This is a genomic window from Agrococcus sp. SL85 (assembly GCF_026625845.1).
In the GTDB taxonomy this organism is placed as follows: Bacteria; Actinomycetota; Actinomycetes; order Actinomycetales; family Microbacteriaceae; genus Agrococcus.
On the sequence record NZ_CP113066.1, the window covers coordinates 1,343,301 to 1,370,121 of the forward strand.

Annotated in this window: 26 protein-coding genes and 1 pseudogene; 19 read left to right on the top strand and 8 right to left on the bottom strand. The window is 73.0% G+C overall.

The window, feature by feature from the left end; all coding sequences use genetic code 11:
* Positions 1-113: 113 nt before the first annotated feature.
* The 5 genes and pseudogenes from secE to OVA14_RS06630 all read left to right on the top strand — a co-directional run bounded on the left by secE (position 114) and on the right by OVA14_RS06630 (position 4,482).
* Complete coding sequence (secE, locus tag OVA14_RS06610; RefSeq protein ID WP_267505516.1) at positions 114-311, top strand: preprotein translocase subunit SecE; 198 nt, start codon at positions 114-116, stop codon at positions 309-311.
* A gap of 117 nt (positions 312-428) precedes the next feature.
* A pseudogene (gene nusG, locus OVA14_RS06615) lies at positions 429-1,037 on the top strand (transcription termination/antitermination protein NusG); the annotation flags it as partial.
* Positions 1,038-1,103: 66 nt separating this feature from the next.
* The gene (rplK, locus tag OVA14_RS06620; protein ID WP_267505441.1) at positions 1,104-1,535 is read left to right on the top strand and encodes a 50S ribosomal protein L11; all 432 of its coding nucleotides are present in this window, start codon (positions 1,104-1,106) and stop codon (positions 1,533-1,535) included.
* Positions 1,536-1,614: 79 nt separating this feature from the next.
* A complete protein-coding gene (rplA, locus tag OVA14_RS06625) occupies positions 1,615-2,304 on the top strand; it encodes a 50S ribosomal protein L1 (protein WP_267505442.1) in 690 nt (229 codons plus the stop codon).
* 165 nt (positions 2,305-2,469) lie between these two features.
* Positions 2,470-4,482: a bifunctional metallophosphatase/5'-nucleotidase gene (locus OVA14_RS06630; protein WP_267505443.1), complete on the top strand. Its 2,013-nt coding sequence runs from the start codon at positions 2,470-2,472 to the stop codon at positions 4,480-4,482.
* A gap of 191 nt (positions 4,483-4,673) precedes the next feature.
* Here OVA14_RS06630 and OVA14_RS06635 read toward each other — a convergent pair whose 3' ends face one another.
* Together OVA14_RS06635 and OVA14_RS06640 are read right to left on the bottom strand one after the other, a co-directional pair.
* Positions 4,674-5,321: a response regulator gene (locus OVA14_RS06635; protein WP_267505444.1), complete on the bottom strand. Its 648-nt coding sequence runs from the start codon at positions 5,319-5,321 to the stop codon at positions 4,674-4,676.
* Positions 5,318-6,739: a sensor histidine kinase gene (locus tag OVA14_RS06640; protein WP_267505445.1), complete on the bottom strand. Its 1,422-nt coding sequence runs from the start codon at positions 6,737-6,739 to the stop codon at positions 5,318-5,320. The genes OVA14_RS06635 and OVA14_RS06640 overlap by 4 nt, the downstream gene beginning before the upstream one ends.
* 223 nt (positions 6,740-6,962) lie before the next feature.
* Here OVA14_RS06640 and OVA14_RS06645 point away from each other — a divergent pair, with 223 nt between their 5' ends.
* The 3 genes from OVA14_RS06645 to OVA14_RS06655 all read left to right on the top strand — a co-directional run bounded on the left by OVA14_RS06645 (position 6,963) and on the right by OVA14_RS06655 (position 10,693).
* On the top strand, positions 6,963-8,627 hold the full coding sequence (locus OVA14_RS06645) for an ABC transporter substrate-binding protein (RefSeq protein WP_267505446.1): 1,665 nt from the start codon (positions 6,963-6,965) through the stop codon (positions 8,625-8,627).
* A 120-nt stretch (positions 8,628-8,747) separates the two neighbouring features.
* On the top strand, positions 8,748-9,752 hold the full coding sequence (locus tag OVA14_RS06650; protein ID WP_267505447.1) for an ABC transporter permease: 1,005 nt from the start codon (positions 8,748-8,750) through the stop codon (positions 9,750-9,752).
* Positions 9,749-10,693 carry an ABC transporter permease gene (locus OVA14_RS06655; RefSeq protein WP_267503159.1) on the top strand — a complete coding sequence of 315 codons (945 nt, stop codon included), beginning with the start codon at positions 9,749-9,751 and terminating at the stop codon, positions 10,691-10,693. Before OVA14_RS06650 ends, OVA14_RS06655 begins: the two co-directional genes overlap by 4 nt.
* A gap of 60 nt (positions 10,694-10,753) precedes the next feature.
* Here OVA14_RS06655 and OVA14_RS06660 read toward each other — a convergent pair whose 3' ends face one another.
* Both OVA14_RS06660 and OVA14_RS06665 read right to left on the bottom strand, forming a co-directional pair.
* Positions 10,754-12,400, bottom strand: a complete 1,647-nt coding sequence (locus OVA14_RS06660; protein ID WP_267503160.1) for an ABC transporter ATP-binding protein — start codon at positions 12,398-12,400, stop codon at positions 10,754-10,756.
* A gap of 26 nt (positions 12,401-12,426) precedes the next feature.
* Positions 12,427-13,380 carry an NADP-dependent oxidoreductase gene (locus OVA14_RS06665; RefSeq protein WP_267503161.1) on the bottom strand — a complete coding sequence of 318 codons (954 nt, stop codon included), beginning with the start codon at positions 13,378-13,380 and terminating at the stop codon, positions 12,427-12,429.
* Between the two features lie 104 nt (positions 13,381-13,484).
* Here OVA14_RS06665 and OVA14_RS06670 point away from each other — a divergent pair, with 104 nt between their 5' ends.
* Positions 13,485-14,183 carry a DUF998 domain-containing protein gene (locus OVA14_RS06670; protein WP_267505517.1) on the top strand — a complete coding sequence of 233 codons (699 nt, stop codon included), beginning with the start codon at positions 13,485-13,487 and terminating at the stop codon, positions 14,181-14,183.
* A 46-nt stretch (positions 14,184-14,229) separates the two neighbouring features.
* On the opposite strand, the gene OVA14_RS06675 is transcribed toward OVA14_RS06670, so the two are convergent.
* Together OVA14_RS06675 and OVA14_RS06680 are read right to left on the bottom strand one after the other, a co-directional pair.
* Positions 14,230-14,973 (bottom strand): alpha/beta fold hydrolase, encoded by a 744-nt coding sequence (locus OVA14_RS06675; RefSeq protein WP_267503162.1) that lies wholly within the window; start codon positions 14,971-14,973, stop codon positions 14,230-14,232.
* The gene (locus tag OVA14_RS06680; protein WP_267503163.1) at positions 14,973-15,572 is read right to left on the bottom strand and encodes a YqaJ viral recombinase family protein; all 600 of its coding nucleotides are present in this window, start codon (positions 15,570-15,572) and stop codon (positions 14,973-14,975) included. The genes OVA14_RS06675 and OVA14_RS06680 overlap by 1 nt, the downstream gene beginning before the upstream one ends.
* Before the next feature lie 93 nt (positions 15,573-15,665).
* Between OVA14_RS06680 and OVA14_RS06685 the strand changes: the two genes are divergently transcribed.
* The 7 genes from OVA14_RS06685 (at position 15,666) to OVA14_RS06715 (ending at position 21,119) form a co-directional block, all read left to right on the top strand.
* Positions 15,666-16,658: a phosphotransferase enzyme family protein gene (locus OVA14_RS06685; protein ID WP_267503164.1), complete on the top strand. Its 993-nt coding sequence runs from the start codon at positions 15,666-15,668 to the stop codon at positions 16,656-16,658.
* 110 nt (positions 16,659-16,768) lie between these two features.
* Positions 16,769-17,512: a response regulator transcription factor gene (locus tag OVA14_RS06690; protein ID WP_267503165.1), complete on the top strand. Its 744-nt coding sequence runs from the start codon at positions 16,769-16,771 to the stop codon at positions 17,510-17,512.
* Between the two features lie 11 nt (positions 17,513-17,523).
* Positions 17,524-18,996: a sensor histidine kinase gene (locus tag OVA14_RS06695; RefSeq protein ID WP_267503166.1), complete on the top strand. Its 1,473-nt coding sequence runs from the start codon at positions 17,524-17,526 to the stop codon at positions 18,994-18,996.
* A gap of 220 nt (positions 18,997-19,216) precedes the next feature.
* Positions 19,217-19,735 (top strand): 50S ribosomal protein L10, encoded by a 519-nt coding sequence (rplJ, locus tag OVA14_RS06700; RefSeq protein WP_267503167.1) that lies wholly within the window; start codon positions 19,217-19,219, stop codon positions 19,733-19,735.
* Between the two features lie 33 nt (positions 19,736-19,768).
* Complete coding sequence (gene rplL / locus OVA14_RS06705; protein WP_188718455.1) at positions 19,769-20,155, top strand: 50S ribosomal protein L7/L12; 387 nt, start codon at positions 19,769-19,771, stop codon at positions 20,153-20,155.
* Between the two features lie 83 nt (positions 20,156-20,238).
* Positions 20,239-20,451, top strand: a complete 213-nt coding sequence (locus tag OVA14_RS06710; RefSeq protein ID WP_267503168.1) for a hypothetical protein — start codon at positions 20,239-20,241, stop codon at positions 20,449-20,451.
* Positions 20,448-21,119, top strand: a complete 672-nt coding sequence (locus OVA14_RS06715) for an MBL fold metallo-hydrolase (RefSeq protein ID WP_267503169.1) — start codon at positions 20,448-20,450, stop codon at positions 21,117-21,119. Before OVA14_RS06710 ends, OVA14_RS06715 begins: the two co-directional genes overlap by 4 nt.
* Here the strand turns inward: OVA14_RS06715 and OVA14_RS06720 are convergent.
* The gene (locus OVA14_RS06720; RefSeq protein ID WP_267503170.1) at positions 21,116-21,586 is read right to left on the bottom strand and encodes a DUF6226 family protein; all 471 of its coding nucleotides are present in this window, start codon (positions 21,584-21,586) and stop codon (positions 21,116-21,118) included. The genes OVA14_RS06715 and OVA14_RS06720 overlap by 4 nt on opposite strands.
* Positions 21,587-21,830: 244 nt before the next feature.
* Here OVA14_RS06720 and OVA14_RS06725 point away from each other — a divergent pair, with 244 nt between their 5' ends.
* Positions 21,831-23,687 carry an ABC transporter ATP-binding protein gene (locus tag OVA14_RS06725; protein ID WP_267503171.1) on the top strand — a complete coding sequence of 619 codons (1,857 nt, stop codon included), beginning with the start codon at positions 21,831-21,833 and terminating at the stop codon, positions 23,685-23,687.
* A gap of 25 nt (positions 23,688-23,712) precedes the next feature.
* On the opposite strand, the gene OVA14_RS06730 is transcribed toward OVA14_RS06725, so the two are convergent.
* Complete coding sequence (locus OVA14_RS06730) at positions 23,713-24,093, bottom strand: MGMT family protein (RefSeq protein ID WP_267503172.1); 381 nt, start codon at positions 24,091-24,093, stop codon at positions 23,713-23,715.
* Positions 24,094-24,148: 55 nt separating this feature from the next.
* Here OVA14_RS06730 and OVA14_RS06735 point away from each other — a divergent pair, with 55 nt between their 5' ends.
* Together OVA14_RS06735 and OVA14_RS06740 are read left to right on the top strand one after the other, a co-directional pair.
* Entirely contained in the window at positions 24,149-25,519 is a 1,371-nt protein-coding gene (locus OVA14_RS06735) for a cystathionine beta-synthase (RefSeq protein ID WP_267503173.1), read from the top strand.
* On the top strand, positions 25,519-26,670 hold the full coding sequence (locus OVA14_RS06740; RefSeq protein ID WP_267503174.1) for a cystathionine gamma-synthase: 1,152 nt from the start codon (positions 25,519-25,521) through the stop codon (positions 26,668-26,670). Before OVA14_RS06735 ends, OVA14_RS06740 begins: the two co-directional genes overlap by 1 nt.
* The last annotated feature ends 151 nt before the right edge of the window (positions 26,671-26,821 follow it).

The following is a 26,821-nucleotide window of genomic DNA, read 5'->3' on the forward strand; positions in this document are numbered from 1 at the left end:
GGCCCTGGCACACGCCGGGCCGAACGAATCGAAGGGTCACCGTGGCTGAGAACGCGATCGAGGAGGCACCCCGCACGCGCGAGGGTGCGTCTCGCAACCCGTTCGTGCGGCTCATGACGTTCTTCCGCGAGGTGCTCGTCGAGCTCCGCAAGGTCGTCACGCCGACGCGCCGCGAGCTCATCCGCTACACGCTGGTCGTGCTCGTGTTCGTCGTGATCATGATGCTGCTGGTGTCCGGCCTCGACCTCCTGTTCGGCTCGTTCGTGGGCTGGGTCTTCGGCGACCTGCCGATGTTCGGCCTCGGCGGCTGAGCCCGACCCGGCGACTGAAGGAGAAGGTGGACTGTGTCTGACGTCAACGACCTCGACATCGAGCTGAACGAGGCGCTCGACAAGCTCGTGCCTGCCGACGAGACGGCCGACGAGCCGACGGCCGACCCCTACGAGGACTTCAAGCGCGAGCTGCGCGCGAAGCCCGGCCGCTGGTACGTCATCCACTCCTACGCCGGCTACGAGAAGAAGGTCAAGGCGAACATCGCCTCCCGTGCCGAGAACATGCAGGTCGACGGCATCTACGAGATCCAGGTGCCGACCGAGGACGTGCTCGAGACGAAGAACGGCCAGGCCAAGCGCGTGAACCGCGTGCGCGTGCCCGGCTACGTGCTCGTGCGCATGCACCTCGACGAGGACACCTGGTCGGTCGTGCGCCACACGCCCGGCGTCACCGGCTTCGTCGGCAACGCCCACAACCCCGCGCCGCTCCGCTTCGACGAGGCCTTCACGATGCTGAAGCCCATCGCCGACGAGCAGCTCGCCGAGGCGCAGAAGACCTCCGCGTCGCCGCAGCCCAACCAGGTCGCGGTCGAGGTCGACTTCGAGGTCGGCGAGACCATCACGATCACCGAGGGCTCGTTCGCCGGCTTCCCGGGCACGATCAGCGAGATCCAGCCCGCGAGCCGCAAGCTCACCGTGCTCGTGAGCCTGTTCGAGCGCGAGACCCCCGTGGAGCTCGGCTTCGGGCAGGTCAGCAAGCTCTAGTCCCCGCCAGGGACCGGAAGCGGCAGCGCGTCCGTCGCGCGCCGCACACATCGAGAAGGAAGAGACATGGCACCCAAGAAGAAGGTCACGGGTCTGATCAAGCTGCAGATCCAGGCCGGCGCCGCAAACCCCGCCCCGCCCGTCGGCCCGGCGCTCGGTCAGCACGGCGTCAACATCATGGAGTTCTGCAAGGCGTACAACGCGGCGACCGAGTCGCAGCGCGGCAACGTCATCCCGGTCGAGATCACCGTCTACGAGGACCGCTCGTTCGACTTCGTGCTCAAGACCCCGCCGGCTGCGGAGCTCATCAAGAAGGCCGCAGGCGTCAAGAAGGGCTCCGGCGTCCCGCACACGACGAAGGTCGGCAAGCTCTCGATGGCGCAGGTCGAGGAGATCGCGCAGCAGAAGATGCCCGACCTCAACGCGAACGACATCGACGGCGCGAAGAAGATCATCGCCGGCACCGCCCGCTCCATGGGCATCACCGTCGAGGCCTGACCTCGGCACCCGAGCCGCTCGGCTCACCAGTGGGAGCGTCGGCCAGGCGCGCACCACGACCCTGAACAAGGAGAACCTCATGGCACAGAAGTCCAAGGCATACCGCGCCGCAGCTGAGAAGCTCGAGGCCGGCAAGCAGTACACCCCCGCAGAGGCCGTCGCGCTCGCGCGCGAGACCGGCTCGACCAAGACCGACGCCACGGTCGAGGTCGCGCTGAAGCTCGGCGTGGACCCCCGCAAGGCTGACCAGATGGTCCGCGGTACCGTTTCTCTTCCTCACGGCACCGGCAAGACCGCTCGCGTCATCGTCTTCGCGCAGGGCCCCGCGGCCGAGGCCGCCATCGCGGCGGGCGCCGACGAGGTCGGCTCGGACGAGCTCATCGAGAAGGTGGCCGCCGGCTGGACCCAGTTCGACGCCGCCGTCGCGAGCCCGGAGCTCATGGGCAAGGTCGGCCGCCTCGGCAAGGTGCTCGGCCCGCGCGGCCTCATGCCCAACCCGAAGACCGGCACGGTCACCCCGAACGTCGCGCAGGCCGTGACGGACATCAAGGGCGGCCGCATCGAGTTCCGCGTCGACAAGCACGCCAACGTGCACTTCATCGTGGGCAAGGCCTCGTTCTCGGCCGAGCAGCTGGGCGACAACATCCAGGCCGCGCTCGACGAGATCGTGCGCCTCAAGCCGTCGTCGTCGAAGGGCCGCTACGTGCAGAAGGCCACGGTCTCGACGACCTTCGGTCCCGGCATCCCGGTCGACGTCACCGCGATCTGAGACCCGTCTCACCACGAAGGCCCCGCCGCTCGGCGGGGCCTTCGTCGCATCCGGGCGGATGTCGCAGCGTGTTCATCCGGATCGCTTGTCCGTGTCACCGGGATCGGCTTGGCTGGGAGGCGGTGCGCCACGAGCGCAGCCGCATCCGACACCGAGAGAGATCCCATGCACCACCGCAGACGCTCCACCCTGGCCGGCGCCGCAGCCGTCGCCGCCGTCGCGCTGATCGCCCCGGCGACCGCCGCCTCCGCCGCCCCCGGCGACCCGATCGAGCTCACGCTCCTCAGCACCACCGACATCCACGGGCACGTCCTGAACTGGGACTACTTCGCGGATGCGCCCTACGAGGCGGGCGAGGAGCTGGGCCTCGCCCGCGCCGGCACCATCATCGACGAGGTGCGCGCCGAGCGGGGGGCCGAGTCGGTGCTGCTCATGGACAACGGCGACGCCATCCAGGGCACGCCGCTCACCTACCTCACGGGCGTGCGCGAGCCCATCTCCGAGACCGGAGACACCCACCCGATCGCTGCGGGGTTCAACGAGCTCGGCTACGACGCCGCCGTCGTCGGCAACCACGAGTACAACTACGGCCTCGAGCTGCTCGACGCCTACGACGCCCAGCTCGAGGCGCCGCTGCTCGGCGCGAACGCCGTCGACGCGACGACCGGCGAGCCGGTGCTGCCGCCCACGACGATGCTCGAGCGCACCATCGACGGCCAGACCGTGCAGATCGGCGTCGTCGGCGTCGTCACGCCGGGCGTGCGCGTCTGGGACCGCCAGATCGTCGAGGGCGTCCTCCGGTTCGAGGACCAGGTGCAGACGGTCGAGCGCTACGTCCCCGAGCTCGAGGCGGCGGGCGCCGACCTCGTGGTGGTGCTCGCCCACACGGGCCTCGACCCGGAGGCGCAGACCTACGACCCGACGGCGCTGCAGGAGAACCTCGCGACCTCGGTCGCCGAGGTGCCCGGCGTCGACGTCGTGGTGGCGGGCCACTCGCACCAGGACGAGCCCCAGACGATCGTCGAGCAGGCGGACGGCGGCCGCGCGATCGTCACGCAGCCCTACTACTGGGGCCGCGGCGTCTCCGACCTGCAGCTCACGCTCGTGCCCTCGGGCGACGGCTTCGAGGTCGACTGGAGCGCGGGCGCGGCGCCCACCGCGGTGCAGCGCTACACCTCGGGCGACGTCGAGGAGCACCCGGGCGTCGTCGCCGCGGTGCAGGCGCAGCACGACGCGACGGTCGCGTACGTGAACACCGAGATCGCGAGCGCCACCGAGACGATGTCGGGCGCGACGAGCCGCTACGAGGACACCGCGCTCATCGACTTCGTGAACGCCGTGCAGACCGAGACGGTGCGCGCGGGGCTCGTGGGCACCGAGTGGGAGGACGCGACCGTCATCTCGCAGGCCTCGCCGTTCAACCGCGCCGTCGTGGTCGAGGAGGGTCCGGTCACCGTGCGCGACATGGCCGCGCTCTACATCTACGAGAACACGCTGCTGGCGGTCGAGCTCACGGGCGCGGAGCTCCGCGACTACCTCGAGCACTCGGCGCGCTACTTCATCCAGCAGGAGGAGGGCGCGCCGATCACCGCGGACGTCGCGGGCGCCTTCGACCCGGCGGCGAACCGGCCGATCCCCGACTACTCGTACGACGTGGTCGACGGCATCCGGTACGCGTTCGACATCTCGCAGCCCGTGGGGGAGCGCCTCGTGCGCTTCGAGCAGGCCGACGGCACCCCGATCGCCGACGACGACACGTTCGTCATGGGCATCAACAACTATCGCCAGTCGGGCGGCTCCGGCTACCCGCACGTTGCCGACGCGCCCGTGGTGTGGAACGGCCTGCTCGAGCTGCGGCAGCTGCTCATCGACTGGTCGGTGGAGCGCGGGGAGCTCGACCCGGCCGACTTCGCGGCGGTGAACTGGACGCTCACCACGACGCCGCTCGCGGCCTCGCCCGAGCCCACGGCGCCCGGCGAGGAGACCGCCGAGCCCACGCCCACCGACGGAGGCCCGGGCGCGACCGCCCCGGGGTCGAGCGAGGAGGCCGGTGCCGGCGCGGGCGAGGGCTCGCTGCCCGAGACCGGCCAGTCGCCGGCGCTGTGGCTGCTGGCGCTCGCGCTCGCACTCGTGGGCGGCGGCGCGCTCGTCGCCGTGCGCGCGCGACGGCGGGCCTAGGCGCCCGCCGCCCCGCCCTCTGGTCGAGGAGGCCGCGCCCTGGCCTCGGCGCCCTCCGCTGGTCGAGGAGGCCGCGCCCGGAGGGCGCAGCCGTCACGAGACCCCACGCGCGCACGGGGTCTCGTGACGCGAGCGGCCTGCGGCCGCGCGCGCCTCGACCAGCGGGAGGCTCGACGAGGAGGTCGCCGCGCTCAGTCGAGCAGGCGGTGCTCGTGCGCGAGCGCGATGAGCTGCACGCGGGAGGCGGCGCCGAGCTTCGCGAGGATCGCGCGCATGTGGGTCTTCACCGTCGTCTCCGCGAGCCACAGCCGCCGCGCGATCTCGGCGTTGGGGAGGCCGCGCGCGGCGAGGTCGAAGAGCTCCCGCTCGCGCTCCGTGAGCGGCTCGAGCAGCGAGCGGTCGGGCGCGGGGCGCACGGGCGCGAAGGCCCGCAGCAGGTCGAAGGTCTCGGCCGGCGCGATCACCTGCTGGCCGTCGACGACGGCGCGGATCGACTGCACGAGGAACTCCGGGCGCGCGTCCTTCAGCAGGAAGCCGCTCGCGCCCGCGCGGAGCGCGTCGACGACCGCGCGGTCCTGCCGGATGGTCGTGAGCACCACGACGTGCGGCGGCGGCCCGGGCAGCTCGCGCCGGATGGCTGCGGTCGCGGCGACGCCGTCGACGCGGGGCATCCGGATGTCCATGAGCACGACGTCGGGTGCGGACTCGCGCACGAGACCCACCGCCTCGGCGCCGTCGAGCGCGGTGCCGACGACCTCGATGCCGTCCTGCGCCTCGAGGATCATCGCGAGCCCCTCGAGGAACAGCGGCTGGTCGTCGACCAGCGCGACCCGGATCATGGCCGCCCGTCGGGCGCGGTCGGGTTCGGCACGCGGCCGTCGGGCGCGGGCGCCGAGACGCGGCGGCCGTTCGGGAGCCCCGGCCCCAGGTCGATCGTCGTCGCCGTCGACCAGTCCTCGGGGGCGGCCTGGCGCGCCCGCCTGCGCCCCTCGGCGCGGCGGGTCGCCTCGACGATCCACGGCGCCACGACGGCCTCAGGCGCTGCCCGCTGCAGCGGCACGGGCAGCGTCGCGAGCTGGTCCTCGCCGAGCGGCGGCGTCGGCCCCTCGTGCACGGGGGAGTACGGCAGGTGCGCGCTCACGACGAAGCGGTCGCCCTCCGCGTCGACCTCGAGCGCGCCGCCCGCGAGCCGCGCGCGCTCGTGCATGCCGGCGATGCCGCGGCCGGCGGGCCGCAGCGTCTCGCGGTCGCGGATGGGGGAGGACACCGCGATCGCGAGCCCGGGCCCCGTCCAGGTGAGCCAGACGGCGACGTCGACGTCGGGCCCGCCGTGGCGGAGCGCGTTCGTGAGGCTCTCCTGCACGATCCGGTAGGCGGCGATGTCGGCGATGCGCGAGAGGTGCCCGTGCCGGCCGGAGTCCTGGAGCGACACCGCGGGCCCCGCGGAGCGCAGCTGCGCGACGAGGCCGGGGATGTCGGCGCTCGTGGGCTGCGGGCGGCGCTCGTCGTCGTCGACGCGCTCGAGCAGCTGCCGCAGCTCCACGAGCGCGAGCCGCGCCGTGTCGGAGATGGTGGTGAGCACCGGTCCGATCCGCTCGGGGTGCTGCTCGTACGAGAGGCGGAGGCCCTCCGCCTGCGCGGCGAGCACCGCGAGCGAGTGCGCCATGACGTCGTGGAAGTCGTGGGTGAGGTCGGCGCGCAGGCGCTCGTCGCGCAGCTCCGACTCGACGACGCTCGTGCGGGCGACCGCGACCTCCACGTGCTGCTCGGCGCGGGCCGCGTCGAGCAGGGCGCGCAGGCCCAGCACGGCCCCCCAGCCGACCATCACGAGGATCCAGACGACGAGCCCTTGCGTGTTCTGGAAGGCGCTGCCGAACGGGCTGCGCTCCTGCGTCGTCGAGTAGACGACCAGCACGATCGCGACGAGGATCGCGACGGGCACGATGCTCAGCGCGCGCGCCAGCGCCGGCTCGAAGCGCCAGGTCGCGATGAGCAGTGCCGCGTAGGCGACGAGCAGCAGCAGCCAGGTCGGGTCGCCCTCGGAGGCGGCCGAGACGAGCGCCCCGAGCGCCGCGACGCCCGCCGCGTGGAGGGGGAACCGCACGGAGATCGCCAGCGCGGTGCCCACGGTCGCGAGCGCGATCAGCACGAGCCAGGTGTAGATCGGCAGCACGGTGAGCAGCACGAGCGTCACGGCCACCGCGAGGGCCGCGGGCCACCAGACGCGGAGGATCCGGGCGGACGACGTGGAGGTCATGCTCCGGAGGCTAGCTCCGCAGCCTCCGGATCCTGGCCGTGACCGGGCGGATCTCCTCCCGGGGGAGGAGGCCCGGCGCCCGACGGGAGGAGCCATCGCAACACATCCGTAACCCTGTCGAAGCAACCCCGCCTCAAGGAAGTCGCTAGGTTGTCCCTACGCAGCCTCACGGTCGAGCCGCGCGGCGTGCGTCCTTGCTCCCAGAAGGAAAGGTCACAGCACCGTGAACACCTCAGCACGACGGCGCTTGCTCGTCGGCGTCGCGGCGGCCTCCGCCGCCACGCTCGCCCTCACCGGCTGCATCCAGAGCCAGCGGGGCGACGGCGACGAGTCCGCCGCTCCGAGCGACGTGGACTCGACGTTCGTCTTCGCCTCGTCCTCCGACCCGGCGGGCCTCGACCCGGCGTTCGCGTCGGACGGCGAGACGTTCCGCATCTCGCGGCAGATCTTCGAGGGCCTCGTCGGCGTCGAGCCCGGCACGGCCGACCCGGCCCCGCTGCTCGCGACGGAGTGGACCTCGAACGACGAGGGCACGTCGTACACGTTCACCCTGCAGGAGGGCGTGCAGTTCCACGACGGCACGGCGTTCGACGCCGAGGCCGTGTGCGCCAACTTCGACCGCTGGTACAACTGGACCGGCCTCACCGCGACCGAGAGCCTCTCGTACTACTACGGCTCGCTCTTCGGCGGCTTCGCCGGCGACGACGGCGCGCTCTACGAGTCGTGCTCGGCCGACGACGCGGGCACCGCGACCATCGACCTCACGCGCCCGTTCTCCGGCTTCATCGCCGCGCTGTCGCTCCCGGCCTTCGCGATGCAGTCGCCCACGGCCCTCGAGGAGTACGGCGCCGACGACGTCGGCGGCAGCGAGGAGGCCCCCGAGTACAGCGAGTACGGCGAGGCCCACCCGACCGGCACGGGCCCCTTCGTCTTCGAGTCGTGGTCGCCCGGCAGCGAGGTCGTCCTGACGGCGAACGCCGACTACTGGGGCGAGCAGGGCCAGGTGCAGGAGATCGTGTTCCGCGTGATCGACGAGCCCACCGCGCGCCGCCAGGCGCTCGAGGCGGGCGACATCGACGGCTACGACCTCGTCGCCCCCGCCGACACCGCCGCCCTCGAGGAGGCCGGCTTCAACGTCATGCAGCGCGACCCCTTCACGATCCTCTACCTCGGCATGAACCAGACGGTGCCGGAGCTGCAGGACCCGCTCGTGCGCGAGGCGATCGCGCACGCGATCGACCGCGAGGCGCTCGTCACGCAGGTGCTCCCCGAGGGCACCGAGGTCGCGTCGCAGTTCATCCCGCCGGTCGTCAACGGCTACAACGACAGCGTCACCGACTACGCCTACGACCCCGAGCGCGCGCGCGAGCTGCTCGCCGAGGCCGGCTACGAGGACGGCCTGGAGCTGCAGTTCAACTACCCGGTGAACGTGTCGCGCCCCTACATGCCGAACCCGGAGCAGATCTTCACCGCGCTGTCGTCGCAGCTCGAGGAGGTCGGCATCACCGTGACGCCCGTCGCCGACGAGTGGACGGACTACCTCGACCGCATGCGCGGCACGGACGACCACGGCATCCACCTGCTCGGCTGGACCGGCGACTACAACGACACCGACAACTTCGTCGGCGTCTTCTTCAACGGCTACTCGAACGAGTGGGGCTTCGAGAACGAGGAGCTGTTCTCGGCGCTGACCGAGGCGCGCCAGATCCCCGACCCCGAGGAGGCCGCCACGGCCTACGAGGCCATCAACGAGCAGATCGCCGAGTTCATCCCCGGCGTGCCGCTCGCGCACCCCGCGCCCTCGCTGGCGTTCGACCCCCGCGTCACGTCCTACCCGGCCAGCCCGGTGAACGACGAGACGTTCAACATGATCGAGCTGAGCGAGTAGCCTCCTCGATCGCCACCCGGATGCCGCGGGCCGACCAGGCCCGCGGCATCCGGCCCGCCCGGACCCCGGCGCGAGCGCGACCCGCGCGCGACCGACACGAGACGACCTGAGAGACACCACGTGCTGCGAACCATCGGCAGGCGGCTGCTGCTGCTGATCCCGACCCTGTTCGGCTTGACCGTCCTCCTCTTCTTCTGGGTGCGCGCGCTCCCGGGAGGTCCCGCCGCCGCCCTGCTGGGCGAGCGCGCGACGCCGGAGGCGATCGAGCGCATCAACGAGGCCTACGGCTTCAACCGGCCGCTGCCCGAGCAGTACATCACCTGGCTCGGCCGCCTCCTCCAGGGCGACTTCGGCAACTCGATCGAGACCCGCCGCCCGGTGCTCGAGGAGTTCGCCAACCGCTTCCCGGCGACGGTCGAGCTCGCGCTCATGGCGCTCATCATCGCCGTCGGCATCGGCATCCCGCTCGGCTACTGGGCGGCGCGCAACCACGGCCGCCTCATCGACCACCTCTCGGTCGGCGGCAGCCTCGTCGGCATCACGATCCCCGTCTTCTTCCTCGCCTTCATGCTGAAGTACGTCTTCGCGGTGCAGCTGGGCTGGCTGCCGACGACGGGCAGGCAGGACCGGAGCATCGACGCGACCCACGCGACGGGCTTCTACGTGCTCGACGGCCTCCTGACGGGCGAGCTCGACGCGTCGCTCGACGCGATCGTGCACCTCATCCTCCCGGCGCTCGCGCTCTCGACCATCCCGCTCGCGATCATCGTGCGCATCACGCGCGCCTCGGTGCTCGAGGTCGTGAACGCCGACTACGTGCGCACCGGCCGGGCGAAGGGCGTCTCGACGGGCGTCATCCGCAACCGCTTCGTGCTGCGGAACGCCATGCTCCCCGTCGTCACCACCATCGGCCTGCAGGCCGGCCTGCTGATCTCCGGCGCCGTGCTCACCGAGACGGTGTTCGCGTTCCCGGGCATCGGCGCGTTCCTCGCCGGCGCGATCTTCGCGCGCGACTTCCCCGTGCTGCAGGGCTTCGTGCTCTTCATCGCGCTCGCGTACGCGCTCATCAACCTGCTCGTCGACATCTCGTACTCCTTCATCGACCCGAGGGTGAGGATCCAGTGACCGCCGCAGACGTCCTCCCTCCCGCCTCCGGCCCGGGAGACGCGAACCAGAGCCCCACCGCCGCGCCGCGCTCCGGCTCCTTCTGGGGCGACGTGCTCCGGCGCCTCCGCCGCAACCCCGCGGCATGGGTGGGTGCCGTCGTCATCGCCGGCTTCGTGCTCGTGGCGCTGCTGGCGCCCTGGATCGCGCCCTACCCCGAGCTCGCCACCCCGGGCCGCGAGTTCCTGCGCCCGACGGCGCTGCCCGGCATCGGCGAGCTCGCGCAGTTCCCGCTCGGCATCGACCGCTTCGGCGGCGACGTCGTCTCGAAGCTCATCTGGGGCGCCCGCGCCTCGCTCGTCATCGGCATCGTCTCGACGATGTTCGGCCTGCTCGGCGGCATGCTGCTGGGTGCGCTCGCCGGCGCGTTCGGCGGCTGGGTCGACACCGTCATCATGCGCGTGGTCGACATCCTGCTCTCGGTGCCGCACCTGCTGCTCGCGGTGTCGATCGCCGCGATCCTCGGCCGCGAGCCGATCGCCGTCATGCTCGCGATCGGCGTCGCGCAGATCCCGATCTTCGCGCGCCTGCTGCGCTCGTCGATGCTGCAGCAGCGGGAGGCCGACTACGTGCTGGCCGCGCGCACGCTGGGCCTCGGCACGGGCCGCATCACGATGTCGCACCTGTTGCCGAACTCGGTGGGCCCGGTCATCGTGCAGGGCACGCTGACGCTCGCGACGGCCGTGATCGACGCCGCGGCGCTGTCGTTCCTCGGCCTCGGCGGCGGCCGCCCGGAGACGGCCGAGTGGGGGCGCATGCTCACCTACGCGCAGCAGGAGCTCGCGATCGCGCCGCACCTCGCGTTCCTGCCGGGCATCTGCATCATGATCACCGCGCTCGGCTTCACGCTGCTCGGCGAGAGCCTCCGCGAGGCGATGGATCCTCGCACGCGGAAGCGCTGACGGCAGACGAGCGGCCCCGGACCGACCGGTCCGGGGCCGCTCGTCTGCGCTCGCGCGCCGCTACGCGATCTTCAGCTCGTTGCCGGGGATCGACGCGAGGAGGGCCCGCGTGTACGGGTCGCGCGGGTTCGTGAAGATCTCCTCCGAGGTCGCGGCCTCGACGAGCCTGCCGTCCTTCATCACGCCGACGTAGTCGGAGATGAGGCGCACGACCGCGAGGTCGTGGGAGATGAAGAGGTACGAGAGGCCCAGCTCGCGCTGCAGGTCCCCCAGCAGCCGAAGGATCTGGTCCTGCACGAGCACGTCGAGCGCCGAGACGGGCTCGTCGCAGACGATGACGTCGGGGTTGAGCGCGAGGGCGCGGGCGATCGCGACGCGCTGGCGCTGACCGCCGGAGAGCTCGGAGGGGTAGCGGCGGGCCATGTCGGAGGGCAGCGCGACGTGGTCGAGCAGCTCGCGCACGCGCTTCGAGCGCTCGATCCGGGAGCCCTTGCCGTAGAACGCGAGCGGCTCCTCGATGATGCGCTCGATCGTGAACATCGGGTTGAGCGACGAGTAGGGGTCCTGGAAGACCGGCTGCACCTTCTGGCGGAACTCGCGCTGCTCGGCGCGCGAGAGCGCGAAGACGTCCTTGCCCTCCCAGCGCACCTGGCCGCTCGTGGGCTCCATCGCCTTCAGGAGCATCCGGGCCGTGGTGGTCTTGCCGGAGCCCGACTCGCCCACGATCGAGACCGTCGTGCCGCGCGGCACGGTGAGCGAGAGGTCGTCGACCGCGACGAACGGCTCCTTCTGCCCGCGCACGGGGAAGTGCTTCGTCACGTGGTCGAACTCGACGATCGCGTCGACCGCCGCGGGCTCCTCGCCCTCGGCGGGCTTCGCGGCGAAGTCCTCGGGGCGCAGGCGCGCCATCGCGACCGAGGGGGCCGCCTTGACGAGCGACTGCGTGTACGGGTGCTGCGGCGCCTCGAGGATCTGCCGCGCGGGGCCCTGCTCGACGACCCGGCCGCGGTGCATGACGACGACCTGCTGCGCGCGCTCGGCGGCGAGGCCGAGGTCGTGCGTGATGAGGAGCACCGAGGTGCCGAGCTCCTGGGTCATCTGCTCGAGCTGGTCGAGGATCGTGCGCTGCACCGTGACGTCGAGGGCGCTCGTGGGCTCGTCGGCGATGAGCAGCTTCGGCCGGCACGCGAGGCCGATGGCGATGAGCGCCCGCTGGCGCATGCCGCCGGAGAACTCGTGCGGGTACTGCTTCGCGCGCCGGGCGGCGTCCGGCAGGCCCGCCGCCTCGAGCGTCGCGACGACCTTCTCGTCGACGTCCTTGCGGTCGGCGAGGCCGTGCGCGAGCAGCGTCTCGGCCACCTGGGTGCCGATGCGCGCGACGGGGTTGAGGTTCGACATCGGGTCCTGCGGCACGAGGCCGATCGACCGGCCGCGGATGCCGCGCATCGTCGCCTCGCTCGCGCCCACGAGCTCCTGCCCGTCGAGGCGGATGGAGCCGGCGGCGACGCGGCCGTTGCCCGGCAGCAGCCCGATGATCGACATCGCGGTCGTCGACTTGCCGGAGCCCGACTCGCCCACGATCGCGAGCGTCTCGCCCGCCCCGAGGGTCAGGCTGGCCTCGTGGACCGCGGTGACCGGTCCGTCCTGGGTGGTGAACGCCACCTGCAGGCCCGAGACCTCCAGGAGCGGCTTCGTCGCGTCGCTCATGCCGACATCCTGCACGACGCCGCCCGTCATCGCACCTTGAGCACGAGCTTGCCGCGCACGTGGCCGCCCCGCAGCTCGGCGAGGGCCTCGTGGACCTCGTCCATGCGGTACGCGTGCTGCAGCTCGACGCGCACGTCGCCCGCGTCGATGAGGCGCCCGATGATGCCGAGGTTCGAGCCGTCGGCCTCGACCTTCACGGCCGAGGAGCGCAGGCCCCGCTCGGCGCTCGCGGCCGCGTACTCGGGCCACGAGCCCGTGGGCACGTTGAGGTAGAGCCCGCCGTGCTTCAGCACGTCGAGCGAGCGCGTGCCGGTGTCGTGCGAGGCGTTGCCGACGAGGTCGACGACGACGTCGACCTTCTGCAGGGCGTCCTCGAAGCGGTCGCGCGTGTAGTCGACCACCTCGTCGGCGCCGAGCGAGCGCGCGAAGTCGACGTTGCGCGAGGAGACCGTGGTGGCGACGTGCGCGCCGAAGTACTTCGCGAGCTGCACCGCGAAGTGGCCCACGCCGCCCGCACCCGCGTGGATCAGGATGCGCTGGCCGGCGCGCGCCTTCGCGATGCGCACGACGGCGTCCCAGGCGGTGAGCGCGGCGCACGGCACGGCTGCCGCGAGCTCGAAGCTGAGCGACTCGGGCTTGGGGGCGAGCGCGAGGCTCGGCACCGACGCCTGCTCGGCGAAGGAGCCGTGGGTGCGCCAGTGGTTCGCGATGCCGTAGACCGCGTCGCCCGGCTGGAGGTCGTGCGCCTCGTAGGGCGCCTCCGCGACGACGCCGGCGACGTCGCCGCCGGGGATCCACGGCAGGAGCGGCGCGACGGCCGCGGCCGCACCCTTGCCGGCGATCGTCTTCCAGTCGATGGGGTTCATGCCCGCGGCGTGCACGTCGACGACCACCTCGGTGCCGAGCCGCAGCGGTGCCTCGGCCTCACCGACCTCGACGTCGTCCGTCGGGCCGAACGCCCTCACCAGCACAGCGCGCATGGGCACCTCCTCGTCGTGCTCGACGCTAGCAAGCGGATGTGACGGCGACGTGTCCGGCAGGAGTCGTGCGCGGCCGCGCGACCGGATAGCGTTCGCTGGTGCGCATGCGTCCCCGCCTCGCCGACGCCGTCGTCGGCGCCCTCGCCGTCGCGTGCCTCGTCGCCGGGGCCGTCCTCATCGGCCGGGCGCGCGCGATGGTCGACCGCTTCCTCTACATCTCGGAGCTCGGGGCGCAGTACATGCTCTCCGCGCCGCTCTTCCAGGTGGGCTTCTCGCTCGTCGTGGTCGGCATCCTGCTCGTCGCGGTCTCGGTGCGCGAGGTGCGCACGAGCCTGCCGGTGCTGCGCCGCTGGGCGCCCGCCGCCTCGCTCGTGGTGGCCGCCGCGCTGTTCGCGGTCGCGGCCGCGGTGCCGTGCTCGCCCGGGTGCCCCTCGCTCCTGACGGACGGCGCCGAGTGGCGCGACTGGACCCACATCGCCGCGGCGGTGCTCGCCTTCGTCGCCGGGTGCGTCGCGATGCTGCAGTTCGCCACGGCGCGCGACCGCTGGGTGGCGCGGCTGTCGACCGTCGGCGGGCTGCTCGTGGGCGTCATCGCCGCGACGGGCGGCATCATCTCGCTCGCGCGCGGCAACACCGACCTCGGCTCGACGCTCGAGTACGTGGCCGCCGCGATCGGCGTGCTCTGGATGATCGCGATGGTCGTCGTGCACGCGGTGCCTCGGCGCGCGCCCCTGCCGCGCCCCGGCGCGGCGACGCCCGTGGCGGCGTCGATCGGCCTCGCGCCGACCGTCGCCGAGGAGTGAGCGCGGCGGCCCGGAGCCGGGGGCGAGGCCCGCGGTCGCGGCCGCGTCAGCGGATGCCGACGAGGAAGCTGCCGAGCTGCTGGCGGAACCACGCGTGCATCGCCTCCTCGCCGGCATCGCGCGCGGGGGAGACGCGCATCGGCGCGCCCAGCTCGTCGCGCCACGCCTCGGCGACGTGCAGGGGGTGGATGGGGTCGCGCTCGCTCGCGAGCACGACCGAGGGCACTGGGAGGCGCAGCTCGCCCGGCCGGTAGGCGGCGTTCCGCGGCGCCTCGAGCAGCCGGATCCTGCGCTCCGCGGCGCGCGGCTGCGTGAGCTGCAGCTCGAGGCCGCGGGCGTGCGCCGGCGAGACGTGCGCGATCGCGCGCCACGCGCCCGTGCGCTGCAGCTCCTCCCATGCCCGCGCGGGCGCGCGCTCGCCGAGCAGCCGCCCGATGACGGGGAAGACGCCCAGGTGCTCGGGGAGCGACCGATCGGTGAGCGCCGGGCGCACGAAGGCGACGCGGTCGAGCGGGAAGCGTCCCGAGCGAGCGATGGTGGCCCCGATGGCGGCACCCAGCGAGACGCCGACGATCGTGACGGGGCTGCCGTCGCCGACGCGCACGAGCTCGTCGGCCACCTCGCGGGCGAGGGCCTCGAGCGCGAAGTCGTCGGCCTCGCCGACGAGCGGGCTCGCGCCGTGCGCGCGGAGGTCGGGCGCGAGGACCTGCACGCCCGGCGGCACCGCGCCCTCGAGGTAGGCGCGCATCGATCCGCGATCGCTCCCGAGGCCGTGGATCGCGAGCAGCATCAGCGCGTGAGCAGCTCGAGCAGGCGGTCGGCGCGGCCGACGAGCGCCTCGATCTCACGCTCGTCGCGCTCGATCCACACGTGCTTCGGCGGCCCGACGGGCACGAAGTCGTCGTGCTGCTCCCACACGAAGAGCGTGCGCTCGGCGCCCAGCACGTGCTGCTGCCACCAGATCTGCCGCAGGTAGTGCTTCGGCACGCCCGTGAAGGGCTTCGAGGTCGTCTTTATCTCGGCGAGCGTTGCGCCGTCGTCGCTGATGCAGTCGGGCGTCGCGAGGTGCAGGCGCTGCGCGACGGAGTGGAAGAGCGCGTCGGAGGGCGAGAGCGAGAAGTGGTCGTGCACCCAGCTCGCGATGTGCGGCTCCCGCGCCCTGCCGTGGTCGGTGTACCGGTTGCCGGAGAAGAGGCGGCCGAAGCCGCGCTTCTCCTCCGCGACGGCGATGATCGAGCGCTGGGTGCCCAGGCGTGCGGCGTCGGTCGCGGTGACGCCCTGCGAGCGTGCGCGCAGCCACGCGACCCGGTCGCTCGAGCGGGCGACGATGCGGCTCGTGTGCGCCGTGCGCACCGCTTCGTCGCCGAAGATGTCGAGCTGCAGGTCCACGCCCCCATCGTCCCACGCTCCGCCGACGCGGCGCGGCGCCGAGCCGCGCGTCGCCCCGCCGCCCGAGCGATGCTCGCGTGGTTCGATGGCCCGATGGAGACCCCCTACGACGACCTGCCCGAGGCGGCGCAGGTCGAGGCGCTGCGGCCCGCCGCGCTCGCCGCGGCGACGGCCTTCGGCCTCGAGGTCGAGCGGCTCGAGGTCGTGCTCCACGGCTACAACACGACGTTCGCGGTCGACGGCGCCGACGGCGTCCGCCGGGCGCTCCGCCTCGGCACCAACTCGCAGAGCACGCGCGCGCACGCGATCGCGCAGCAGGCGTGGCAGCGCGCGATCGCGGCCGAGACCGAGGTGCGGGTGCCGGTGCCGCTCGCGACCCCCGGCGGCGAGTGGTGCGTCGAGGTCGACACCGCCGCGCTCGGCCGACCCCTCCTCGTGACCGTCTCCTCCTGGCTCGACGGCCCCGACGCCGAGCGGCTCGACCCCGACGCCGCGCGCGCCCTCGGCCGTGCCATGGCGATCCTCCACGAGCATGCCGCCACCTGGCCGCTCCCCGAGGGCGGCGGGCTGCCCCGCTTCGTCGAGCCGCTGTTCGGCGACCGCGACGTGCTCGCGGAGGCGCCGCTCGACGCCGCCGGGCGCGCCGTGCTCGCCGAGGCGCGCGAGCGGACGGGCGCAGCCTTCGCGCGCCTCCACGACGGCGCGGCCCTCCGCCCGCTGCACGCCGACCTCCACGGCGGCAACCTCAAGTGGCACGAGGGCCGGCTCGCGATCTTCGACTTCGACGACGCGGGCCTCGGCATCCCCGCGCTCGACCTCGCGATCGCATCCTTCTATGTCCGCTCGGCGGAGGGCGCGCCGCTCGAGGCGGCGCTCCTCGCGGGCTACGCCGAGGTCGCGCCGCTGCCCGACATCGCGTCCGCGGATCACGAGGCGCTCGTCGCCGCGCGCCAGATCCTGCTGCTCAACGCCATCCTCGTCTCCTCCACGGCCGAGCTCCGCGGGCGGGCCGCCGAGTACGCGCCGCTCGCCGTGCGCCGGCTCGACGGCTGGCTCCGGTCCGGCACCTTCGCGCGCGACGCCTGAGCCGTCGAGCAGCGGGTCGGAGGGCGCCTCGCTGTGGGACAGTGAGCGCACAGGAAGCGCAAAGGCTCGCTCGTGCTCCGCGCATAGGAGGCTCTGGCCGAATGGATGGCATGACCGACACCGCTCAGCAGCAGCTGCGTGCGCAGCCCCGCCTCACGCGTCCGGACGGCTCGCCCATCCGGATCGTCGTCGTCGACGACGAGCAGAGCCTCGCAGACCTCGTGGCCATGGGCCTCAAGTACGAGGGCTGGGAGGTCAAGACCGCCGCCAACGGGCAGCAGGCCCTGCAGGCGGTGCGCGAGTTCCGTCCCGACGCGGTCGTGCTCGACATCATGCTCCCCGACTTCGACGGCCTCACCGTGCTGCAGCGCCTGCGCTCGGCCGGCTTCGACGTGCCCGTGCTCTTCCTCACGGCGAAGGACTCGCTCGACGACCGCGTCGCGGGCCTCACCGCCGGCGGCGACGACTACGTCACGAAGCCCTTCGGCCTCGAGGAGGTCGTGGCGCGCCTCCGCGGCCTCATCCGCCGCACCGCCGCTGCCGCCGAGGAGTCGAGCGTGCTCTGGGTGGGCGACCTCATGATGGACGAGGACTCCTACGAGGTGCGCCGCGGCGGCACGCAGGTCGACCTCACGGCGACCGAGTTCGAGCTGCTCCGCTACCTCATGCGCAACCCCCGCCGCGTGCTCTCGAAGGCGCAGATCCTCGACCGCGTGTGGTCGTACGACTTCGGCGGCCGCGCGAGCGTCGTCGAGCTCTACATCTCCTACCTGCGCAAGAAGATCGACACGCTCGGCCCCGCGATGATCCACACCGTCCGCGGCGTCGGCTACCAGCTGCGCGCCGCCGAGTAGGGCCCCGAGGGGTGACGCAGCAGATCCGCCGCATCCAGAAGCCGTCGACGTGGTCGCTCCGTCGGCGGCTCCTGGTCGTCGTGGCCGCGCTCTTCGCGCTGCTCACGGCGGCGGTCGCGATCGCGAGCGTCATGACCATGAAGGTCATCCTCGAGAGCCGCGTCGACGAGCAGCTCGCGCAGGTCGCGCAGCGCACGGTCGTCGCCGCGACCGGGGGCATGCGGATCGAGGCGCAGTCGCTGCCGACGGGCTCGCTCATCGCCGTCGAGCAGGAGGGCGAGCTGACCCAGGCCGCCATCCTCAACCACATCGGGCAGCAGCTCGCGCTGCCCGCGGGCGACGAGCGGGTGCTGCAGGAGGTCGTCTCGGGGGAGCGCACGAGCGTGACGCTGCCCTCCTACGGCAGCTACCGCGTCGAGGCGGTCGACGTGCAGGGCGCGAGGATCATCGTCGGGCTCTCGCTCGGCGACACGAACCAGACGCTCGCGGCCCTCGCCTTCGTCATCGCCATCTCGGCGCTCGCGGCGGTGATCCTCGTCCTCATGCTGGGCGACACGATCATCCGGCGGGCGCTGCGGCCCCTCGTCGCGATGATCGCGACGACCGAGCGCATCTCGCAGCTGCCGCTCGCCTCCGGCGACGTGCAGCTCGCCAACCGCGTGCGCATCGAGGAGCCGGCCTCCGAGGTCGGTCGCGTGCAGGAGTCGATGAACCGCATGCTCGCGCACATCGAGGAGGCGTTCGAGGCCCGGGCGCTCAGCGAGCGGCGCGTGCGCCAGTTCGTCGCCGACGCCTCCCATGAGCTGCGCACGCCGCTCGCCGCGGTGCGGGGCTACGCCGAGGTCACGCGCAAGCACGACACCGCGCTGCAGCCGCAGACGCAGGAGTCGCTCGAGCGCATCGAGGCCGCCGCGCACCGCATGCAGGCGCTCGTCGACGACCTCCTGCTGCTCGCGCGGCTCGACGAGGGCCGCGACGTCGACCTGCGGGAGGTCGACCTGTCGCTCCTCGTCGTCGAGGCCGTCGCCGACGCGCAGGCCGCCGGCCGCGCGCACCCCATCGCGCTCGAGCTGCCCGAGGAGCCCGTCGTGGTGGCCGGCGACCAGCTGCGGCTGCAGCAGGTGGTCGCGAACCTGCTCGCGAACGCGCGCGTGCACACGCCCGACGGCACCGCGATCGACGTCGCGCTGCGCGCAGAGGGCGCGCAGGCGGTCATCGACGTCGTCGACGCGGGCCCCGGCATCCCGGAGGACCTGCAGCGCACCGTCTTCGAGCGGTTCGCCCGCGGCGACTCCTCGCGCTCGCGCGCGACCGGATCCTCGGGGCTCGGCCTCGCGATCGTGAAGGCGCTCGTCGAGGCGCACCAGGGCACGATCGCGCTCGAGAGCGCGCCGGGCCGGACGGCGTTCACCATCCGGCTGCCGCTGTGGGCGGAGGCCGACCGCGCGCCCTCGCCGGACGCGCAGGTGCCCTCGGTCGCGTAGTTGCGCGGCGGCGTGCGGCGCCGCTACAGTGGGGGCATACCAAAGACCGCTGGTCGTTGGCGTGCGCCCGAGAGGGAGCGCGGCAACCGAAGGTTCGCTCGAAGAGCGTCGTCCCGCGCAGGTGCCGAAGATCCGTCGAGATCCCAGAGCTCCGTGCGCGTGCGCCGGAGCTCTTTCCCATGTTCGGGCCGGGGCAGCCAGCATTGAAGCAAGGAGCACCATGGCGAACAAGGAAGCTGCGGTCGCCGAGCTCTCGAACCTCTTCGAGACCTCGAACGCCGTCCTGCTGACCGAGTACCGCGGTCTCACCGTCGGCCAGCTGAAGACGCTGCGCCGTTCGATCAGTGAGCACGCGACGTACGCCGTGGTGAAGAACACGCTCACCAAGATCGCCGCCAACAAGGCTGGCATCGACGCGTTCGACGACTCGCTCGTCGGCCCGTCGGCGATCGCATTCGTGCACGGCGACCCTGTCGCCGTCGCGAAGGAGCTGCGTGCCTTCGCCAAGGCGAACCCGGCGCTCGTGGTCAAGAACGGTTTCTTCGACGGGAACCCGCTCTCGACCGAGGACGTCAACAAGCTCGCCGATCTCGAGTCGCGGGAGGTGCTGCTGGCGAAGCTGGCCGGTGCCTTCAAGGCCTCGCTGTTCGGCGCTGCCTACATGTTCAACGCCCCGCTCGCCCAGGCCGCTCGCGCGGTCGACGCGCTGCGGGTCAAGCAGGAGTCCGCGGCCGAGTAAGGCCCGGTCGGTACCAGAAACAAGGAGAAGACGATGGCAAAGCTGTCGACTGAGGAGCTGCTCGAGCAGTTCAAGGAGCTCACCCTCATCGAGCTCAGCGAGTTCGTGAAGGCCTTCGAGGAGACCTTCGAGGTCACCGCCGCCGCTCCGGTCGCGGTCGCCGCGGCCCCCGCCGCCGGTGGCGCTGCCGCCGAGGAGGTCGAGGAGAAGACGGAGTTCGACGTCGTCCTCGAGTCGGCCGGTTCCGCCAAGATCCAGGTCATCAAGGTCGTCCGCGCGCTCACGTCGCTCGGCCTCGGCGAGGCCAAGGCGCTCGTCGACGGCGCTCCCTCGAACGTGCTCGAGGGCGCGAAGAAGGAGGACGCCGAGAAGGCGAAGGCCGACCTCGAGGAGGCCGGCGCGACGGTGACGCTCAAGTAGCGTCCCCCGCCCCTGCACGTCGGGCCGCATCCCCTCGGGGATGCGGCCCTTCGTCATGCCCCGCTCCGTGCGATGCTCGGTCCATGTCGACGAAGCACCTGCCCGAGCGCATCGGAGATCTCCCGGCGATCGGCCGACCCGCCAACGGCGCGCTCCTCGCGCACGGCACGACGACGCTCGCGGGGGTGGCGGCGCTCGGCGAGCGGGGGCTGCTGGCGCTCCACGGCGTCGGCCCGCGGGTGGTGCGCCTCCTGCGCGAGGCGCTCGCCGAGCGGGGCGTGGAGCTCGCGCCGTGACGCTCGAGCGCATCGCTCCCGGCATCGACCGCTGGGTGATGGCCGAGGCGTCGATGAGCGCCGTGGTCGTCGCCGACGCTGGGGAGGCGCTCGTCGTGGACCCCGGCACGCTGCCCGAGCGGGCGGCGGAGCTGCGGGCGGCCGTGGAGGCGCGCGGGGACCGCGTCGTCGCCGTCGCGATCACGCACGCGCACTGGGACCACTGCTTCGCGCTGTCGGCGTTCGAGGGCGTGCCGATGCTCGCGCATCCGGTCGCGGTCGACGAGCTGCGCGAGCACGGGGAGGCCCAGCGGCAGGCGGTGCTGGGCTTCGCGCGCCCGGCGACCGCGGAGGGCGTGCGCGCGCTGCGCATCGTGCTGCCGGACGTCGCCGTGCCCGAGCGGCGCGCGCTGCGCGTGGGCGGCCTGGAGGTCGTGCTCGAGCCGCTCGGACCGGCCCACACGGGCGGCGACCTCGTGGTGCACGTGCCGAGCGCCGGCGCCTCGATCGTCGGCGACCTCGTCGAGACCGCCGACGATCCGCAGGCCGACGACTCCACCGACGTCGCGGGCTGGATCGCGGCGCTCGACGCGCTCGCGGCCGGCGCGCAGCCGCTGCTCGTGCCGGGGCACGGCGATCCGTGCGGCCACGAGCGGCTCGCGCACCACCGCGCGCTCCTCGGCGGCTAGCGCTCCGGCCAGGCCGCCCCGCCCCGGCCGCGCACCCGCGAGAGCACCGCCTCGGCGAGCCCCTCGGCGGCGCGCTCGAGCGGCTCGTCGCAGGCGTCGCAGCCGCAGATGGGCGCGGCCGCCGGCACGTCGAGCCCCACCTCGGCGACGACGCCGGGGAAGTCGGTCCAGGCGATGCGCACGGGTGCGGTGCCCGGCACCGAGGCGATGCGAACGGCGCGGAGCTCCTGCGCGCCCAGGTCGCGGGGAGGCTCCTCGACGGCCTCGCAGTCATAGGTCGCGAGCAGGTGCGCGACGAGCGCGTCGGCGACCTCGTGCAGCTGCGCGTAGCGCTCCGGGTGCGTGACGACCGAGTACGCCTCGGCAGGCGTCTCGGGCAGGTCGCTCCAGCGCTCGCCGAAGTGGATGGGCGCGCCGTCGTCGCCCTGGATCAGCACCGGCCGCAGCGCCGGCATCCACGCTCGCATGCCGACATCGTGCCGGGGCAGGCTGAGCGGGCTCGGGGAGCGCGCTCGATCGGGCTGAGCGTGGCGCGAGGCGCATCATGCAGCCGGTGCGGCGCTGCGGCCGATCGAGCGCGGCGCAGGCCCGACGGAGGACCGCCCGCGGGCCCTCTGCGGGCGCGACGTGCGGGCCCCGGCGCGAGGCCGAGCGCGCGCCCTCGGCGAACGCGCGCGGCGCGGTGGGCGGCCGCCGCTAGCGTTGGTCCCGATGAGCATGATGGGCGGCGGCGCTCGCCGCGGGGGTCGGGTCGCGATGCGCGACGAGTCGGCGCAGCGCGCCGCGAACGAGGACGCGCCGGCGATCGAGGGCCTCGGCCGGCGCGTCGTCGCGCTCTTCGCGCCGCACCGCGCATCCATCGCGCTGACGATCGTGCTCGTGCTCGTGGAGGCCGCGATCGCGGTCGTGCCGCCGCTGCTCATCCAGCGCGTCTTCGACGAGGCGCTCTTCCCGCCCAGCGGCATGGCGAACCTCCAGCTGCTGTGGGTGCTCGTGCTCACGATGGTGGGCCTCTGGATCGTCGCGAACGCGCTGAGCGTGTGGCAGACGTGGCTCACCGCGAAGGTCGGCAACACCGTCATGGGCGGCCTGCGCACGAAGCTGTTCGAGCGCCTGCAGGGCATGGAGCTCGCGTTCTTCACGCGCACGAAGACGGGCGTCATCCAGTCCCGCCTGCAGAACGACGTCGGCGGCGTCGCGGGCGTGCTCTCGAACACCATCTCGTCGATCGTCGGCAACGTCGTCACGGTCATCGCGAGCCTCGTGACGATGCTCATCCTGTCGTGGCAGCTCACGATCGTCTCGGTGATCCTCGTGCCGCTGCTCGTCATCATGCAGCGCCGCGTCGGCCAGGTGCGCGCGCGCATCGCCACGCGCACGCAGGAGTCGCTGAGCGACATGACCGCGATCACGCAGGAGTCGCTCTCGGTCTCGGGCATCCTGCTCGCGAAGGCCTTCGGCCGGCAGGACGACGAGCTGCGCCGCTACGGCGTCGAGAACGACAAGCAGATCGACCTGCAGGTGCGGCTCACGATGAGCGGCCAGACGTTCTTCGCCGTCGTCTCGGTCTTCATCTCGATCCTGCCCTCGATGGTCTACCTCATCGGCGGCTACCTCGTCGCGGGCGGCGACGGGCTCATCACCGCGGGCACGATCGTCGCCTTCACGACGGTGCAGGCGCGCCTCCTCATGCCGCTCATGGGGCTGCTGCGCGTCGCGCTCGACCTGCAGACCTCCTCCGCGCTCTTCGCCCGCATCTTCGAGTACCTCGACCTGCGGCCCGCGATCGACCCGCCGGCCGAGCCCCGGCCGCTCGACCCCGCGCGGCTCGGCGAGGTCGAGCTCGACGACGTCACCTTCCGCTACCCCGACGCGAAGGACGAGGAGCGCCCGACCCTCGACGGCGTCTCGTTCCGGCTCGAGCCCGGCACCTTCGCGGCGTTCGTCGGCCCCTCGGGCGCGGGCAAGACCACGATCGGCTACCTCGTGCCGCGGCTGTACGAGGTGAGCGGCGGCAGCCTGCGCTTCGCGGGCGCCGACGTGCGCGAGCTCGCGCCCGACGCGCTCTCGGACCACATCGGCATCGTCAGCCAGGAGCCCTACCTCTTCCACGCCTCCATCGCCGAGAACCTCCGCTACGCGAAGCCCGACGCGACCGACGACGAGCTCGAAGCGGCCGCGCGCGCAGCGAGCATCCACGACACGATCGCGGGGTTCCCCGACGGCTACGGCACGATCGTGGGCGAGCGCGGCTACCGGCTCTCGGGCGGCGAGAAGCAGCGCGTCGCCATCGCCCGCGTCATGCTCAAGGATCCCGCGGTGCTCATCCTCGACGAGGCGACGAGCGCGCTCGACACCGTCTCGGAGCGGGTGGTGCAGCAGGCGCTCGACGCCGCCGCGCGCGGCCGCACGACGATCGCGATCGCCCACCGCCTCTCGACCATCCGGCACGCCGACGTCATCCACGTCGTCGACAGCGGCCGCATCGTCGAGCGCGGCACGCACGACGAGCTGCTCGCCCTCGGCGGCACCTACGCGTCGCTGTTCGCGCAGCAGGCGCGGGTCTGAGCCGGGCCGCGCCGGCGCGCGCGGCCTAGTCCTCGACGTCGTCCGGGAGCGGGAGGTCGGCCACGGCCGCGCGCCACCGCCGCTCGAGCTCGTCCAGGTCGGCCGCGAAGTCGGCGTAGCGGCAGCCGAGGCCGTTCGGCTTCACGACGATGCCCTCCGCCCGCCAGTGGGGGAGCGCGCGCTGCAGCAGGTCGCCGCCGAAGTCGCCCGCGTGGCTCGTGATGCGCCACCACGGCAGGCCCTCGCTCCAGTGGCGCAGGATCGAGCCCACCTGGCGCGGTCCGATGCCGCAGATGCGCGCGATCGCGCCGTAGGAGGCGACGCGACCGGGCGGCACGAGCTCGACCGCGCGCAGCACCCGCTCGATCACGAGCTCGCGCCGCCGGTCCATCGAGCGCGCGTCCATCGCCCCATCGTGCCCCATCCGCGCCGATAGGCTGGGGCGTCACCCAGGAGGCAGGATGCGCTACGCAGAGTCGATCCTCGAGACGATCGGCGACACCCCCCTCGTGCGGCTCACGAAGGTCGCCGAGGGCATCGCGGCGACGGTGCTCGCGAAGGTCGAGTTCCTGAACCCCGGCGGCTCGGTGAAGGACCGCATCGCGCAGTCGATGATCGACGACGCCGAGGCGCGCGGACTGCTGCGCCCCGGCGGCACGATCGTCGAGCCGACGAGCGGCAACACGGGCGTGGGCCTGGCGCTCGTCGCGCAGCAGCGCGGCTACCGCTGCGTCTTCGTCTGCCCCGACAAGGTGGCCGAGGACAAGCGGGCCACGCTGCGCGCCTACGGCGCGGAGGTCGTCGTGACGCCCACGGCGGTCGCGCCCGACAGCCCGGAGTCGTACTACGGCGTCGCGAACCGCCTCACCGACGAGATCGAGGGCGCCTTCCAGCCCAACCAGTTCTTCAACCCCGCCGCCCCCGCGGCGCACGAGGCGACGACCGGTCCCGAGATCTGGCGCGACACGGAGGGGCGCATCACGCACTTCGTCGCCGGCATCGGCACGGGCGGCACGATCACCGGCACCGCGCGCTACCTGAAGCGCGCCTCCGAGGGCCGTGTGCGGATCGTGGGCGCCGACCCCGAGGGCTCGATCTACTCCGGCGGCACCGGCCGGCCCTACCTCGTGGAGGGCGTGGGCGAGGACATGTGGCCGGGCAACTACGACCCCTCGCTCGTCGACGAGGTCGTCGCGGTCGACGACGCGGCCTCCTTCGCCATGACCCGCCGCCTCGCCCGCGAGGAGGGGCTGCTCGTGGGCGGCTCGAGCGGCATGGCCGTCGTCGTCGCCCTCGAGGCCGCCCGGTCGCTCCCCGCCGACGCCGTCGTGGTCGTGCTGCTGCCCGACTCCGGCCGCGGCTACCTGCAGAAGGTCTACTCCGACGCCTGGATGCGCGCGCACGGCTTCGCCGACGCGGCCGAGGGCACCACGGTGCGCGACGTGCTCGCCGCGAAGGGCGCCGCGGCGCCCGCGCTCGTGCACGCGCATCCCACCGACACGGTGCACGAGGCGATCGAGATCATGCGCGAGCACGGCGTGAGCCAGCTGCCCGTGCTGCGCGCCGAGCCGCCCGTCGTGCTCGGCGAGGTCGCAGGATCCGTCGACGAGCGCCACCTGCTCGACGCCGTCTTCACCCGCCGCGCGCGGCTCGCCGACCCCGTCGCCGAGCACCTCGGCCCCCAGCTGCCGCGCATCGGCGCCGGCGAGGGCACCGACGCCCTCCAGGCCGCGCTCGCCGAGGCCGACGCCCTGCTCGTGCTCGACGAGGCGAAGCCCGTCGGCGTCGTCACCCGCACCGATCTGCTCACGTTCCTCGCGAAGGAGGCCTGATGACCGACCCCCGCGGCTTCTCGACCCGTGCCATCCACGCCGGGCAGCCCTTCGACCCCCGCACCGGCGCGGTGATCCCGCCGATCTTCATGTCGTCGACGTTCGTGCAGGACGGCGTGGGCGGCTTCCGCGACGGCTATGAGTACGCGCGCGGCGGCAACCCCTCGCGCGACGCGCTGCAGGAGCAGCTCGCGAGCCTCGAGGGCGGCACGCACGGCTACGCCTTCGGCTCCGGCCTCGCCGCCGAGGACGCCGTGCTGCGCGCGGTGCTGCAGCCCGGCGACCACGTGCTCATGGGCAACGACGTCTACGGTGGCACCCATCGCCTCGTCTCGAAGGTGTGGGAGCGCTGGGGCGTCTCGATCACGACGGCCGACGCCTCCGACCTCGACGCCGTGCGCGCGGGGCTCCGTCCCGAGACGCGCATCCTGTGGGTGGAGACGCCGTCGAACCCGCTCATGAAGGTCGCGGACATCGCGGGCCTGGCGCAGATCGGCCACGAGGCGGGCGCCGTCGTCATCGCCGACAACACCTTCGCGACGCCGTACCTGCAGCAGCCGCTCGCGCTCGGCGCCGACGTCGTGCTGCACTCGACGACGAAGTACATCGGCGGCCACTCCGACCTCGTCGGCGGCGCCGTCGTCACGGCCGACGCCGAGCTCGCCGAGCGGATCGCCTTCCAGCAGTTCGCGGTCGGGGCCGTCAACAGCCCCTTCGACGCGTGGCTCACGACGCGATCGCTCAAGACGCTCGCCGTGCGCATGGAGCGCCACAGCGACACGGCGCAGGCGGTGGCGGAGTCGCTCGTCGGGCACCCCGCGCTCACGGCCGTGCACTACCCGGGCCTGCCGGATCACCCCGGCCACGACCTCGCGGCGCGGCAGATGCGGCGCTTCGGCGGCATGGTCTCGATGCAGCTCGCGGGCGGTGCGCCGGCGGCGCTCGAGCTCGTGCGGCGGACGCGGCTGTTCCAGCTGGCGGAGTCGCTCGGCGGCGTCGAGAGCCTCGTCTGCTACCCGAGCGAGATGACGCACGCCTCGGTCAAGGGCACCGAGCTGGCCGTGCCGGAGGACCTCCTGCGCCTCTCGGTGGGCCTCGAGGACGCCGACGACCTGATCACCGACCTGCGGCAGGCGCTCGACTCGCTCTAGGCCATCCCGCAGTGGTGTGGTCGCTTCGCACCCTCCCAGGCGGCGAGGAAGGGCGCGAAGCGACCACAGCCGGCCGGCCGAGCCGGGGTGTGGTCAGCTGAGGCCCGTTCCGCGTGTGCGAAGGGGCGCGAAGCGACCACAGCCTGGGCGG